Below are 14,894 nucleotides of genomic sequence, written 5' to 3'. Positions count from 1 at the left end.
GATTATGAATAAAAAAAAGAAAGCGAAAGTAGTTCGGGATGGTGGTGAGAAGTGGATTTTAGAAATCGAGGGAATAGATAGACCGCCTTGGCTTTATAAAGATAAAGTTGAGCGTTCTCCTATGCGTGGTCAAGTTTCAATAGGAAGCGAAATGCTGGTTGAATTAAAAGAGGTCGAAAAGTATGGTAAAAAACAATTGAGAATTGGTAGAATATTTCCATTAAAAGGAAATGCTAATCAAGGAACAAAAAAAAGAAATCATCATCAAAATAAAAAAAGTGATTTTACATTCCCTAAACCTGCTCAAAGTAATGAAAATCTTTATCTAAAAATGTTCAAGCAAAAAAGATTATTTAACGATAATTATGAGTTTGATGATAAAGATTATCAATACAATACTAATTTTCAAAAATCTAAATTTGATACAAACTTAGTTGAGCAGATTAATAATAATCATATTGAGCAAATCAAATCGTTGCTTGGTGAAGATAAAGTATTTTCAGAGTTGGTTTTATCTCCTGAATGGCGATTGTCTTTAGGTCTTGGCGGCACTTCTGTCTATGAAACAGGTTTGACCTTACATCATGTTTATGGTATTCCGTTTATTCCTGCAAGTGCCATTAAAGGAATTGTGAGAAGTTATGTTACTACGGAAGTTTACAAAAATGAGGTAGAAGCATTGAGTAAACAAGATTTTTGTGATGTGTTTGGTTGCAATGGAGAAGGTAAGATTGGAGAAGACAAGAAACCTTTTAAGTCTTTTTATAAGAAAGAAGCAGAACGCTTGGAAAAAGAAAACGATTTAGGTACTCGACAAGGTAAGGTTTTATTTTTTGATGCCTTTCCTCAATCTACAATCAAATTGGAAGCAGATATTATGAACCCACACTATCCCGAATGGTATAAAGATGGAAAGACACCTCCTGCCGACTGGCAAAGTCCTGTTCCTATTCCTTTTTTGACTATTGGAAAAGATACAAAGTTTCAGTTTGTAATAGGTGTTAAGTCGGATGAGCATCTTCCAATTTTAGAAAAAGCTAAAACTTGGCTTGAAAACGCTTTAAAGGAAAAAGGCATCGGCGCAAAAACCGCAGTCGGCTACGGCTACATGATCAACTCTTAAAAACAATAAAATGTCCTATACAAAAGACACAGAACGAGAAGACCGAATAGACGAGCTTATGGCAGGCTGTATGGATATGGAAGAAGTCTATGTAGCATGGTATTATTACTTTGCCGAAAACTTAGACTTTCCCATATCTGCTGTTGCCCGTTTGAAGAAACGAGCAGGTTCAAAAGAAGATGTCGAAGTGAGATTGGTAGATGTCGTTAATAAACGTGCAAATAATTTATCGAACCTTGTATTCAAATTAAAAAACATATCAGTAATAACACTACCCTTTTGATTATTCAAAATTCATTTAGCAATGCTCCTAAACCTCTCCAATCACCCCTACCCCAATTGGAACAAGCACCAACACCAAACCGCCGTCCAGCAATACGGCGAAATACAAGATATCCCCTTTCCCAACATACCGCCTGAATTTGCCCCCCAACAAGTAGCAGAATTAGCAGATGTTTATTTGCAGAAAATCCAAAAACTACAACTCGACCATCCACAACTGACCGTACACCTCATGGGCGAACTCACCTTCACCTTCACACTTGTCCTACTACTTCAAAAGCAAGGCATTGAAGTAGTAGCCAGCACCAGCGAGCGACTGACGACCACCAACGAAGACGGCACCAAAAACATACGTTTTGAATTTGTGCGCTTCAGAAAATACGCCCATTACTAAAAAAAATGCTATATTGTTAGTCATTTGAAGGGATAAAAAAGCCACCAAAAAATGAAATATACCGAAGAACTTGCAGACCATCTCCAGCGCAAATACAACCTTGCAGGCAGCACCATCCGCACTTGGAAATACCGAGGAGCGATTCCCGAACAATATGCCGACCCCGACTACAAAGAGCCAGAAGCTGCTACGGAAAAAGAATTGAAGGAGTTGGAAAAACTATTGCAACTGCCTTATTTACAAATCAAAAACTATCGGGGTATAGAAGATTACCGCTTGCGAGACTTCAAAAGAGGAGGCGGAAACGCACGCATCCGCAAGGAAGAAATCAAGTCCCTCCGAAAAGAAATCAGTCTATTGCGTAGGCGAATAGAATTGTTGTTGAGGGACAAAACTTATGAACGGTTCAAAAAGATAGAAGAACTTCCTTTTGTCAAAAATTTTACCCTCATTTACGATTACCGCCTATATGACCGCATTCGCAAGCAACAATTTACAAACATGAGCGAAAAAGATTGGGCGTATATAAATCAGCGCTACCAAAAAATATTGAAGGAACTGCCTTTTCAAACTTGATAGATATACACTTTTCCGATAATTGGTTTTCCGCCTCTCAAAGCCAATTTCCAATAGTACAAACCAGAAGGAAACTTGTCTTTGGGAAGCAAATCAATTCGGAAAGAGGTCGTACCAGCAGGCAATCGTTCTTTCACCAACCTTCGCTGATGGTTTTCTAAAGTGAGAATCAATTCGTTGTTGCTGCTTGTTTCCCACTCAAAATCAATGAAATTTTCCATCACCAACTGTTCTTCAATCGGTGTTTTGACCTTCAATGGCACAGCCGCTGCTGCCGAACTGCGAAAAGCAAATTGTTCTTCAATCGCCTTTTCGTAGGTTAGATTGAGCAATGCTTCGGTTTTCAACTGCTCCAAAATACGGTCTATATCATTGATATCGTTGCCGATTGTTTTATTGCTCAAATCGAAAAAAGGATGAGGTTCGCTTTCTGAATATTCTTCATTCTCTATTAAGGTGTATAAATCAATGATTTCTGCACTTGCCCATGGCGATTGCAGCACATGCTCATAGAGATCTGTTGGCAAATCGTCTAATCTATTGAGGCGAATGGCTTCAGCATAGAGCATTCGCCCCAAGGCATTTATCTCTCCGTATTTATTGAAATATAGTTGATTCGTTGTCATTTGTGAGTAGAATTTATAAATTCATAATATATGGTTGCAATTGTGAATTTCAAATTTTTGGTTTGGTCATTTTATACACACCAAGTATATCCAAATTACCGTACCCAAAAGGATTGATAGTTTCATTCGTATCTATTAGACGAAAGGAGTCCCTTTCTTCCGACATAAATTCCCTTTTTTCTAAAAATAAAAGTACAAACTGAAATAGGGGTTTTAGTAAGGAATTATTTATTCTTTAGATCTGCAACAATTGTCTCAGCATGAATACGCGAATTTTCGATAAACCACTTATTCGTTTTGTAACCTCCACATACAACCCCCGCTAAATAAACGTTTTTTACATTCGATTCTTGTGTGTCGGTATTGTAATGAGGAGTTTTGTACTCATCTTCTTGAAATTCAACGCCCAACATTTCTAAAAAAGCAAAATTGGGTTTGTAGCCAGTCATTGCCAACACAAAATCATTTTCGAGTGTAATCGTACCTTCGGGCGTTTTTACTTCAATGTGTCTGGGATAAATCGCTGTTATTTCAGAATTGAAGTGAGCCTTAATTGTGCCTTCCTTGATGCGGTTTTCGATGTCGGGACGCACCCAATATTTCACCGTAGGCAAAATGCCATCTTCCAATATCACCATCGTCACATCTGCACCCTTTCGATAGGTTTCCAAAGCCACATCAACTGCCGAATTTGCAGCCCCAATCACTGCAATTTTCTGCCCAAAATAGGGGTGAGGCTCTGTATAATAATGGCGCACTTTCGGCAAATCTTCACCTTTCACACCAATTAGGTTGGGAATGTCATAAAATCCAGTTGCCACAACTATGGCCTTTGAAGTATAGACACCTCTTGAAGTTTCAATATGAAAAATATCTGATTGTTTCACAATGTTTTCTACCTTTTCATATAAATTTACCTTCAATTTCCAACTCATAGCCACCCTTCTATAATACTCCAATGCTTCGGGTCGGGTCGGTTTGGGTAGGTGTGAAATGAACGGAACGCCACCAATTTCCAAGCGTTCGGAGGTCGAAAAAAAGGTCATGTTACTGGGATAATTGTAAATAGAATTGACCAAAACCCCTTTTTCTACAATCAGATACTCCAGTCCTGCTTTTTGGGCTTCAATGCCACAAGCCAGGCCAATAGGGCCTGCACCTACAATTAATACATCTAACATGGTGTGGAACAAATTAAAATGAAAATAAAAATTACACTTCAAAATCAGCTTTTTATAAAATTAATTTTGAAGCGTTCTTATGATAAAATATTTAAAACTACAAAATTAAAAAGGTAATGGTTTTAAAATTACTTTTGCCGTAGATTTACAAAAAAATAAGGCTCATCGAAGATTTTAGTGGAATGAGACTTTTGTAGTTTATTCTTAAAGATATGGAATGTTTGAAAATCAGTATGTTCTCAAAAGGAAACTACAAAAGTCTTTAACTACTCCACTAAAAATATCTATGAGTCAAAAATAAAATCAACCCAATGACTCCTTCTATTCCATTATTTGATTCTTTAGCACATCCAACTTTAACTGCTAAATGGCTGGACAAAAAGTCAATAGATGCAAGTTTTGAAGCCTTGCAAAAATCTATGACGGATGTCAACTTCAAAGCAGCGTGTGCCATTGGTATGGCGAATATAGAAGGCTATGAACATGGTGCTTTTTTGAAGCAATGCGACAAATATGCCAATTTGATACCTATTGCAGGATTTCAGCCGCCTGCAACACCCTTTATCGCCAAAGAACTTGCCGAAATTGCTGCAATGGGATTCAAAGGTATCAAAATTCATCCGAGGTTTTCAAATCTAAACTTGGTTGGACATGAACCTATTTTGGTCAAAACATTGCAAGAAGCGGCAAAACAAAATTTGGTGGTCTTTTGGTGCACCTATATGCACACGCATTTGAAGAATTACCCAAGCCAAGATCCATTTTACGGTCTGGTGAATATTTTGAAACAAAGTCTTGATACAAAGGTGGTTTTGGTGCATGGAGGGGATATTCAGATATTGAAGTATGCAGAATTAGTACGCTTCAATGGCAACTTGCTGTTGGATCTATCCCTTACCCTCCAAAAATACTCGAATAGTTCAGTAGATGTAGATTTGCAGTTTCTATTCCAACACTTTGACCAACGAATTTGTATAGGTTCCGATTTTCCTGAGTACACTTTGCAGCATACCCGTCAACGCTTTGAACATTTTGCAGCAGGTGTTCCACTTCAAAAACAGGAAAACATCGCATGGAGGAATTTAAGTCAATTTTTGGGAATTGTGTTTGATTAGGATAGCTTCTCCATTAATTTCCCATTGGTATTGCTATGCGTGCCATTTGTATTGGCACCGTTTAGAAGAGAATTAAAACTTTTCATGATTCCTTTGGGTGAGTTGCGGATAAAACTGAGAATGTGTTTTTTTTCTTCGCTATCAAGGTGATCGTTTTCAATTATCTCAAGAGCAGTAGCAATGTTTTGTCGGCGAATAAAAACTTCTCGGTAAATGTCCTGAATGTTCTTAATGCTTGTTTCATTGAATCCACGTCGGATCAAACCCACAGAATTGACTCCAGCATAAGCGAGAGGTTCACGAGCTGCCTTGACATAAGGAGGCACATTTTTGCGAACCAAAGACCCCCCTGCAATGAAACTATGTCGCCCAATGCGAATAAATTGTTGCACCGCAACCGTGCCTTCCAAAATTGCCCAATCTTCTATTTCTACATGTCCCGCCAGGTTCACATCATTGGCTAAAATCACTTGATTTCCTAAGACGCAATCATGTGCTACGTGGACATAAGCCATTAACAAACAGTGGCTTCCGATGACAGTCTTTCCTGAATAAGCTGTGCCTTTATTGATGGTGACATACTCTCGAATAGTGGTGTAGTCCCCAATTTCAGCTGTTGTTTCTTCGCCTTCATACTTCAAATCTTGGGGAATAGCTGCGATGACTGCTCCCGGAAAAATGTGACAGTGTTTGCCAATAGTAGCTCCTTTGTAGATGGTCACATGAGGTTCAATTCGAGTGCCCTCACCTATTTCAACTCCCTCATCAATGTAACAGAAAGGACCAATTGTCACATTTTTACCAATCTTAGCATCAGGATGTACTTCCGATTTATCCGAAATATTCGCCATTATAGAAAATTATTGATAGTAATAATAATTAAGTCAATAGGATGTTATTGAACGTGTTTTCTTACTTGTGCGGTCATAAGGGCTTCTGCTGCAATTTTTTTGCCAACATAGGCCGTTGCTTTCATTTCACACAATCCCCTTCGAATAGGAGCTAAAAGTTCCATTTTAAAGACCAAAGTGTCACCAGGAACAACCATATTTCTAAATCTTGCCTCTGCAATTTTTAGAAAATAGGTAATATAGTTTTCTGGATCAGGTACTTGATTCAAGACCAAAATACCACCCGTTTGGGCCATTGCCTCCAAAATTAATACCCCCGGCATCACAGCTTGATGAGGGAAGTGTCCCCTAAAAAAAGGTTCATTGTATGTAACACACTTTACCCCTATTACGGTTGTCTTAGTAAGCTCAATAATTTTGTCTATCAACAAAAAAGGAGAGCGGTGTGGCAACAAACCTTTTATTTGTTCAATATTGTAAAGTGGCGGTATGTTAGGGTCATAAACAGGCGCATCTATTAAATGTTTGTGTTCCTTAATGTATTTTTTTATTTTTTGAGCAAATGCAATATTGGTTGCATGACCTGGTTTTGTGGCAATCACCCGTCCTTTGATAGGTGTTCCAATGAGTGCCAAGTCGCCCACTACATCCAATAATTTGTGTCGAGCAGGTTCGTTTTTGTGTCGTAGTTCGACATTGCTCAAATACCCTTCCCGTCTTACTCTTACCGAAGGTTTGTTGAATAAGGTAGCCAAACGGTTCAATTCTTCATCTCCTACTTCTCTATCTACTACCACAATGGCATTGCTCAAGTCACCTCCTTTGATAAGATTATTTTTTAGGAGCAACTCCAATTCGTGTAAAAAACAGAAAGTACGTGCCGATGATATTTCGTCTTTAAAGTCCTTCAACTGTTGTAAAGTTGCATGTTGTTTGCCCAATACAGGTGAATTGAAGTCAATCATCACTGTCACTTGGTAATCATCCGCAGGCAATACCATCATTTCAACATCTTTTTCTACATCATTGTAATAAATATTTTCGGTGATGTTGAAAAACAGTTTTTTCGCATCTTGTTTTGTTGGAATAGCATCCAGGAGTGCGGCCACAAAAGGTTGTGAACTGCCGTCCATGATAGGTACTTCTTGGCTATTGAGTTCAATCAACACATTGTCAATTTCAAGCCCCACTAATGCCGCCAAAGCGTGTTCAACTGTGCTAATCTTTACCTTATTGCGCTCTAAGGTAGTGCCTCTTTGTACATCTGTCACAAAGTCGGCATCTGCCTTAATAATGGGTTGATTTTCCAAGTCTATGCGCTGAAATCGAATACCATAATCGGGTGGAGCAGGTTTGAATGTCATTTCTACCTGCTCGCCTGTGTGTAAGCCCACTCCACTAATGCTTACTTCTTTTTGGATAGTATGTTGAAAACTTGTCATTTATTGATGGCTTTTGTCCAGATTAGCTGATAATTCTTTGATTTTTTTTTCAAGTTCATTGAGCTTTTTTGCTAAAGTTGGTAAATTTCGATATACCACATATACACGTCTAGCGTGTCGGTGATCCATGATAGGTGAACCCAATACCGTTGTATTTGGTTCCGTAACAGAATTGCTAACACCACTCTGTGCACCAATGATAGTGTAATCCGCAATGTTGAGATGTCCTACTACACCTACTTGACCAGCCAATACACAGTGTTTGCCAATCTTAGTGCTTCCCGAAACTCCTGATTGTGAGGCAATAGCAGTATGCGCTCCAATCACCACATTGTGGGCAATTTGCACGAGATTATCCAGTTTTGCTCCTTCTTCGATGAGTGTTGCGCCCATTGTCGCTCGGTCAATTGTCGTATTTGCACCAATTTCCACATGGTCTTTGATGATTACCTTTCCCAATTGTGGGATTTTGCGGTAACTACCATCTGCTTGTGGTGCAAATCCAAATCCATCGGCTCCAATCACTGCATTGGCATGAATGATACAATTCTTTCCGATTTCGCAATCTTGGTAAACTTTTACACCTGCATAGAGTACAGAATTGTCATCAATCGTCACATTGTCACCAATATAAGTGTTTGGAAACAATTGAACGTTATTGCCAATCTGGACATTTTTGCCGATATACGCAAATGCTCCAATGTAGGGGTTTTCACCAATTGTGGCAGAGTCATCTACATAGGAAGGTGCTTCAATCCCTGCTTTGCGTTGCATGGTCGATTGATATTTTTCGAGGAGAGTTGTGAAAGCAGTGTAAGCATTGGGAACTTTGATTAAAGTTGCTTCTACTTCTGCTTCCAATATGAGATCATTGTTCACAATCAATATTGAAGCCTCAGTCGTATAAAGGTAAGAGGCATACTTGGGATTAGCTATGAAACTAAGCTGTCCCTTTTTGGCCTCTTCAATTTTGGCTATATCGTGAACTGTTACGTTTGGGTCGCCAACCACTGTTCCGTTAAGCAAAATGCTCAATTGTTGTGCTGTAAATTGCATGGTGCAAAGGTAAAAATTAATTTTTATTGAAGATTGAAGCCCAACCAAAATTAAAATAAATGCGATGGGTTATTTCTATCTTTGACAAAAATTAACGTTTGGAGTCAATTCTTTTTCTTTTTTACACAGGCTTGTTAAGTATTGTTGTCACCAAGTTTTCTTTCTTCAAAAATAGTCAAATTCCTGCAAAATTCTTATTATCAGCTTTTTGGCTAAAAATTGCAGCAGGATGTCTGTATGGGTACTTACACCTCTACTACTACAATGGGGGTGATACCTGGTCTTTTTTGAAGGATAGCCATACCATCTATACGAGCTTATTTGAGAATCCGCTTTATTTTCTCGAATTGGTATTTGGCCCAATCAATCGTCCAATACCCAACTATTTAGCGGGTTATATAGATGCGATTGTTGGTTGGACAGATTGGCGGTACTACAGTGTTTTGAGGATAGATGCACTCATTCAATTGTTTGCAGGAAATTACTACAGCGTTCATGTTGTTTTTTGGGCTTTTTTGTCCTTTATCGGCATCATTGGTTTTTATCGAACTTTTACCGCTTATTTCAGTACCAAAGCTTCACCAATTGCCATATTGTTGTTTTGTACCCCTTCCATCGTTTTTTGGACTTCAGGAATACACAAAGACGGACTCACTTTTTTTTGTATGGGGTTGATGACTTATTATTTTCATCGGTCATTACAAAACGGCTTCAATATCAAAAGAATGTTGATTTTGTTCTTCAATATGGTTTTTTTGGCGATGTTGCGCCCTTATGCCATTGGACTGTTGATTCCTGCAATGATTGCTTGTTACTGGACATTTCGCCGACCCAAATACATATTTGCTAAGTATTTAGGCGTTTATGTAGGGATGTTGTTGATTGCCCAACTGATTAGTTTTTATTCTCCCATCAATATTTTTGCGAAAATTGCAGATACAAGGCAGTATTTTGTGGAAGACAGCATTGGAGACGCAGACATAGATATTGCAATCCTAGAACCTACTGCATTGAGTTTACTTCAACATTCGCCGAAGGCCTTTTACAATACCTTGTGTCGTCCACACTTAGGCGATGTTAACTCGTTTCGACGGGGGGTGTCAGTGCTTGAAACCTGGTCTTTTCTGCTCTTGATAGGAATTGCACTTTTATTCAGGGATAAGTTTCCCAGTGGCAGAGAATTGGCAATTTTTTATTTCGCTTTGTTTTTTAGTGTTTCTTTTTACATATTTGTCGGACTCATTGTAGATAATTTGGGCGCAATTGTGCGTTATAGGACGAATGCCCTGCCATTTTTACTTTTGACGATGTTGGTTTTGATAGATGTGGAGGGCATGAAGAAACGATTTTTCTAATTCTCATTTTTACTTACTTTTTATGACTGTGAAATTGCTTACAACCATCTTGGCTTTGGTGGCGATGAATGCCTGTTTTTTGACGCACAAAAATCCGCCTTCTCCCCCCGTCTCCATTGAAGAAAACGAAACTTCTCCTAGCAGACCGATTGACCGAAATAAGGCGAACGAAAACATTGATATCAATCATTTTGATATTTCATTGATGGAAGATTTGGTGCATGAAGAAATCAACAATTTGAGGGCCAAAAAAAGACGTGTGGATTTACAAAAAGACAATTGCCTTCGCAAAGCAGCTATCCTTCAAAATGAATATGTGATGAAACAAGGTAAACTCACACATGAACAAAGAAACAAAGATATGAAAAGTGTGATGGAACGTACCCGAATCAATAACTGCACACATCGAATGGTGGGTGAAAATCTGCAGTTTATGGGTTTTACTTTGGTGAAACAAAATGGGAAACTAATTGATATAGAAACCCCTACCTACAATGAAGCAGCCAAAGAAATTGCCCAAAATTGGAAAGGTTCACCAGGGCATTACGACAATTTGATGCACGAATCTTTTTTTAGGGTAGGAACGGCTGCAGCCTATGATAGTCGAGAGAAAGGAATATATGTCACTCAAGTTTTTGGAGCAGTGCCACCTGAGTAATGAGGATTCACCAATTTTTATTTATTTTCGCCCCATGACCACAATACTCAAAGATCCACTTTTACACTTCCTTTTATTAGGCGGATTGTTGTTTGCTTTATACGGTTTTCTCAATAGAAATGAAGAACAATCAGGGGATTATCAAATCATAATAGAAGCGAGTGATGTAGATAGATTGGCGAAATCGTATCAACAAAATTGGAATTATCCGCCTGACAGTGTCACACTTCAAAGCCTTATTGAAGCAGAAATCAAGGCCGAAATATTTTATCGAGAAGCCTTGCGAATGAATTTAGACCGCAATGATGAAATCATTCGCCGTCGCCTCAAACAAAAGTATGAATTTTTGGTGAAGGATTTGACTACGCCACAAAGAGCATCAGATGATTTGTTGCTACAATTTTACGAGGCGCATCCCAACAACTATCAAAGCCCTAAGAAAATCAGTTTCCACCAGTTTTACTTCAATCCCGATTTGAGAGAAAAACCGCTTGAAAATGCACAAAATGCCTTGAAAGTGCTTCTAAATCAATCTTTTGAAGGGGGAGGTAAAGCACAGATTGGAGATAAATCACACCTGCAATCTTACTTTGCGGCAAAAGATGCGGACGATGTGCGTCAGATATTGGGGCAGGAATTTACCCAAACTTTGTTTACTGCAAAAGAAGTAGGATGGATGGAACCGATTCAATCGGGGTATGGAATTCACTTGGTGTATATTGCAGCTATTGAAACAACGGATTTGCAGCCTTTTGAAATGGTAAAATCGCAGGTTTTGGAGGATTGGAAAATGGCGGAACAGTTTAAGTATCAAGAGGACTTGTTTCAGAATTTGCGGAAAAAATATCAGGTGACTTACAATTTGGTGAAATGAAAAAGAGGTACTTACAGTATTGCCCATTGGTCTTCCTATTACTGTGTCTGTCTTATCCTTCAATAGCACACGAAATTCGCCCTGCTTACCTCGAAATCAATCAAAATACTGATTCGACAGACCTTTACCAAATTACTTGGAAAGTTCCTCTGATTGGGGACAAAACTCCAAAAATTACCCCACTATTTCCCGATGGTTTTGAACTAATTCAAACGACTGACAACTTTTTGCCTGATGCCTATATTCGACACTATATAGGGAATTATGAACGCTCTTTGAATGGGAAGAACATTTCTATTGAAGGTTTGGAATTGACCTTAGTGGATGTGTTGGTACAAATCAATTTGGCGAATCAGACTTCTTATTCGTTGCTTTTGCAGCCAGATAAGCCGCAGGAAATCATACCGATAGAGCCGAATGTGTGGGAAGTAGTGCAACTGTACACAGGTTTGGGTATTGAGCATATTTTGTTAGGAATTGACCATCTGCTTTTTGTGTTGTGTTTGCTGCTGCTGGTGCAAAGTTTGGGTGCATTGGTCAAAACGATTACCGCTTTCACGGTTGCTCACAGTATCACTTTGGCATTGGCTTCAATGGGTTGGGTGCATGTTCCGCAAGCACCTATTGAGGCGGTGATTGCGCTGAGTATTGTGTTTTTGGCGAGGGAATACTTGTATTTTCGTGAGGGAAAAAACAGTTTGACAGCACAATATCCGTGGTTGGTGGCGTTTGTATTTGGATTATTGCATGGATTTGGTTTTGCAGGGGCATTGTCTGCCATCGGTTTTCCGCAGCAAAATATTCCTCTGGCCTTGTTGACCTTCAATGTCGGGGTGGAAATTGGCCAGTTAATGTTTATTGGAGTCTGTGTAGTGATTTTAGGGATCTGGCTGAAAATGGGTATAGAACTTCCTCGGTGGGCATGGAAAATTGTGCCTTATGGGATTGGAACTATGGCGGCTTTTTGGTTGATAGAAAGAATCTTGGCTTTTTGAAGTCATCACTTCTTTGTAAAAAAAGAGATGGAAAAGAAACGATTTGTTTAAAATGTCTATTTTTACGCTGTTTCCGCTTTTCTACCATTTTCAAAAACATAAGATGAACGAAAACCACAAACCTTATATCAAACCCCAAACGGTTCTACCTGAAATTACCATTAAAGGTGTGATTTTGGGAGTCATTTTGTCGGCAGTGTTGGCGGCTGCTAATACTTATTTGGGCTTGTTTGCAGGACTTACGGTAGCGGCTTCTATTCCTGCTGCGGTGATGTCTATGGCGATTCTGCGTATTTTTAGAAACTCCAATATTTTAGAAAACAATGCAGTACAAACGGCTGCTTCGGCAGGTGAGTCATTGGCTGCGGGGGTAATTTTCACTTTTCCTGCCTTAATTTTGATGGGCTACTGGGCGGATTTTGACTATTTCGAAACGGCTGCGATTGCGCTTTGTGGAGGGGTTTTGGGGGTTTTGTTTACCATTCCTCTGAGAAATGCGCTGATTGTGAAGCAGGGATTGAAGTTCCCTGAAGGGATTGCTACGGCGGAGGTATTGAAGTCGGGTACAGAGGGCGGTAATTTCATCAAGTTTTTATTGGCGGGTGGTTTGATGGGAGCATTGTTGAAGTTGTGTGAACAGGGTTTTCGGTTGTGGGAAGGTATTTTGGAGAAGGCAACTGTGCTTGGAAACAAAGGATATGCTTATTTTGGAATGAATACTTCCCCGGCTTTGGTAGCGGTTGGATATATTGTGGGGATTCGCATTTCGAGTTTGGTATTTTTGGGTGGAGCGATTACTTGGTGGATTGCAGCACCTTTGTATATTGCGATTTTTGGTTATGATGGAACGGTGAATGAGTTGGTTGCAGCAGGTAAATTGGCCTCAGCGGAGGGCGTTTCGGCGGTGGCAGTTGGTGGCTCACTTTGGAGTTATAAGCTGCGGTACTTGGGGGTCGGAGCGATGTTGGTGGGTGGTCTGTGGGCTTTGGTGGGTATTCGCCATGCCTTGATAGATGCGGCGAAGGAGGCGATGAAGGCGTTTCGCAAAAAGGAGGACAACACAATGGTACTGCGAACGGAACGGGATATTCCGATGCATTATGTGTTGATTGGTATTTTGGTGATGATTGTACCGATTTTTTTGATTTACCAAAGAGAAATCAATATAACTTCTGTCACCTTGTTTATGTCGGTGGTGATGGTCATTGCAGGTTTTTTGTTTTCGGCTGTGGCGGGGTATATGGCTGGTTTGGTGGGTAGTTCTAACAATCCTATCTCGGGTGTTACGATTGCAACTGTTTTTACTTCTTCATTACTACTGCTCTTGTTGATGGGAACGGATTCGGCAAAGGGACCTGCGGCAGCAATATTGATTGGAGCAGTGGTGTGTTGTGCGGCTGCTATTGCAGGAGACAATATGCAGGATTTGAAGTCGGGTTATCTTTTGGGGGCAACGCCTTTCAAACAACAGATTATGCAGTTTATTGGTGTGGTGGCGGCGGCTTTGACGATTCCTTTTGTGTTGTCACAATTGAATCAGGCCTATGGTTTTGGACCTAAAACGGTAACTAGACCCGATGCTTTGGCGGCACCTCAAGCGACTTTGATGCAAAGTGTGGCGGATGGTGTTTTTGGAGGTAATTTGCCGTGGGTAATTGTATCGTTGGGGGCTTTGTTGGGGGTGTTGGTGATTGTGGCGGATGTGGTTCAAGAACGTCGTGGTTCGGATTTTCGTTTGCCTGTACTGGCAGTTGCAGTGGGTTTGTATTTGCCTTTTGAGTTGGATAGTGCTATCATGTTGGGTGGTATTATTGCTTGGTTGGTAAGCCGCTATCATGCGAATCGTCAGGCTGCAATGGATTATGAGGAGTTTGAGACTAAGGAGCAAAATAGCAATCAGGCGGGTTTGTTGTTTGCTTCGGGTTTGATTACGGGGGAGGCATTGATTGGTATTGCGATTGCGATTCCTGTGGCACAGTCTGGTGATTCGAGGGTGATGGCTTTGTTGGAACATCCCTTGAATGATTGGATTGGTTTTGGGCTGGTCTTAGGTGTTTCGGCGATTTTGTATGTGGTGACAACGATGGTGTTTCAGGTTTCTTCGAGGGAGTGATGAGATGTGGGACGGCAAACAGGGGAATAGGACGGAAGATTTTGAAGGCAGGGAGGATGGCGGTTAAATTTTCACCTCCTACCTCTAACAATAGTTCGGGTAGTTTTTATTAAACGCAGAAACAGAGATGCGCAGAGGTTTGATTATTAAATAGTTACTCGATTAGAATATGGGACAAGTTTTGTGCTTTGAATTTGAGTTTTCACTGATGACAATTTAAAGGCTTATCCGAAAACCAATTGGGAAGAATGTG

15 protein-coding genes are annotated in these 14,894 nt (G+C 39.8%); 10 read left to right on the top strand and 5 right to left on the bottom strand.

Features of this window, described 5'->3' with window-relative positions; translation table 11 throughout:
• The first annotated feature begins 4 nt into the window (after positions 1 to 4).
• The 4 genes from cmr6 to R3E32_08840 are packed head-to-tail and all read left to right on the top strand — an operon-like array spanning position 5 to position 2,375.
• Positions 5 to 1,123 carry a type III-B CRISPR module RAMP protein Cmr6 gene (gene cmr6, locus R3E32_08855; GenBank protein MEZ4884819.1) on the top strand — a complete coding sequence of 373 codons (1,119 nt, stop codon included), beginning with the start codon at positions 5 to 7 and terminating at the stop codon, positions 1,121 to 1,123.
• A 10-nt stretch (positions 1,124 to 1,133) separates the two neighbouring features.
• On the top strand, positions 1,134 to 1,406 hold the full coding sequence (locus R3E32_08850; protein ID MEZ4884818.1) for a calcium-binding protein: 273 nt from the start codon (positions 1,134 to 1,136) through the stop codon (positions 1,404 to 1,406).
• 21 nt (positions 1,407 to 1,427) lie between these two features.
• A complete protein-coding gene (locus tag R3E32_08845) occupies positions 1,428 to 1,799 on the top strand; it encodes a hypothetical protein (protein ID MEZ4884817.1) in 372 nt (123 codons plus the stop codon).
• Between the two features lie 51 nt (positions 1,800 to 1,850).
• The gene (locus R3E32_08840; GenBank protein ID MEZ4884816.1) at positions 1,851 to 2,375 is read left to right on the top strand and encodes a hypothetical protein; all 525 of its coding nucleotides are present in this window, start codon (positions 1,851 to 1,853) and stop codon (positions 2,373 to 2,375) included.
• Here the strand turns inward: R3E32_08840 and R3E32_08835 are convergent.
• Positions 2,366 to 3,001 (bottom strand): hypothetical protein, encoded by a 636-nt coding sequence (locus R3E32_08835; protein MEZ4884815.1) that lies wholly within the window; start codon positions 2,999 to 3,001, stop codon positions 2,366 to 2,368. The two genes, R3E32_08840 and R3E32_08835, sit on opposite strands and share 10 nt — an antisense overlap.
• Before the next feature lie 224 nt (positions 3,002 to 3,225).
• The gene (locus tag R3E32_08830) at positions 3,226 to 4,182 is read right to left on the bottom strand and encodes a YpdA family putative bacillithiol disulfide reductase (GenBank protein ID MEZ4884814.1); all 957 of its coding nucleotides are present in this window, start codon (positions 4,180 to 4,182) and stop codon (positions 3,226 to 3,228) included.
• Positions 4,183 to 4,493: 311 nt separating this feature from the next.
• On the opposite strand from R3E32_08830, the gene R3E32_08825 reads away from it, so the two are divergent.
• On the top strand, positions 4,494 to 5,297 hold the full coding sequence (locus R3E32_08825; GenBank protein MEZ4884813.1) for an amidohydrolase family protein: 804 nt from the start codon (positions 4,494 to 4,496) through the stop codon (positions 5,295 to 5,297).
• Here the strand turns inward: R3E32_08825 and lpxA are convergent.
• Genes lpxA through lpxD form a run of 3 tightly spaced genes read right to left on the bottom strand, consistent with a single transcriptional unit; the run spans position 5,294 to position 8,646 of the window.
• Positions 5,294 to 6,148, bottom strand: a complete 855-nt coding sequence (gene lpxA / locus R3E32_08820) for an acyl-ACP--UDP-N-acetylglucosamine O-acyltransferase (GenBank protein ID MEZ4884812.1) — start codon at positions 6,146 to 6,148, stop codon at positions 5,294 to 5,296. The genes R3E32_08825 and lpxA overlap by 4 nt on opposite strands.
• A gap of 44 nt (positions 6,149 to 6,192) precedes the next feature.
• Complete coding sequence (locus R3E32_08815; GenBank protein MEZ4884811.1) at positions 6,193 to 7,590, bottom strand: bifunctional UDP-3-O-[3-hydroxymyristoyl] N-acetylglucosamine deacetylase/3-hydroxyacyl-ACP dehydratase; 1,398 nt, start codon at positions 7,588 to 7,590, stop codon at positions 6,193 to 6,195.
• On the bottom strand, positions 7,591 to 8,646 hold the full coding sequence (lpxD, locus tag R3E32_08810; protein MEZ4884810.1) for a UDP-3-O-(3-hydroxymyristoyl)glucosamine N-acyltransferase: 1,056 nt from the start codon (positions 8,644 to 8,646) through the stop codon (positions 7,591 to 7,593). It abuts the gene before it with no gap.
• Positions 8,647 to 8,744: 98 nt separating this feature from the next.
• On the opposite strand from lpxD, the gene R3E32_08805 reads away from it, so the two are divergent.
• The 5 genes from R3E32_08805 (at position 8,745) to R3E32_08785 (ending at position 14,641) form a co-directional block, all read left to right on the top strand.
• Positions 8,745 to 10,001, top strand: a complete 1,257-nt coding sequence (locus tag R3E32_08805; protein MEZ4884809.1) for a glycosyltransferase family 39 protein — start codon at positions 8,745 to 8,747, stop codon at positions 9,999 to 10,001.
• A 22-nt stretch (positions 10,002 to 10,023) separates the two neighbouring features.
• Complete coding sequence (locus R3E32_08800) at positions 10,024 to 10,659, top strand: CAP domain-containing protein (protein ID MEZ4884808.1); 636 nt, start codon at positions 10,024 to 10,026, stop codon at positions 10,657 to 10,659.
• A gap of 34 nt (positions 10,660 to 10,693) precedes the next feature.
• On the top strand, positions 10,694 to 11,533 hold the full coding sequence (locus R3E32_08795; GenBank protein ID MEZ4884807.1) for a peptidylprolyl isomerase: 840 nt from the start codon (positions 10,694 to 10,696) through the stop codon (positions 11,531 to 11,533).
• Positions 11,530 to 12,528: a HupE/UreJ family protein gene (locus R3E32_08790; GenBank protein MEZ4884806.1), complete on the top strand. Its 999-nt coding sequence runs from the start codon at positions 11,530 to 11,532 to the stop codon at positions 12,526 to 12,528. Before R3E32_08795 ends, R3E32_08790 begins: the two co-directional genes overlap by 4 nt.
• Before the next feature lie 103 nt (positions 12,529 to 12,631).
• Complete coding sequence (locus R3E32_08785) at positions 12,632 to 14,641, top strand: oligopeptide transporter, OPT family (GenBank protein MEZ4884805.1); 2,010 nt, start codon at positions 12,632 to 12,634, stop codon at positions 14,639 to 14,641.
• The last annotated feature ends 253 nt before the right edge of the window (positions 14,642 to 14,894 follow it).

This window comes from Chitinophagales bacterium (assembly GCA_041392475.1).
Lineage (GTDB): Bacteria > Bacteroidota > Bacteroidia > Chitinophagales > UBA2359 > JAUHXA01.
Note: the sequence above shows the minus strand (reverse complement) of the source record. Positions and strands in the feature narration are given on the sequence as shown.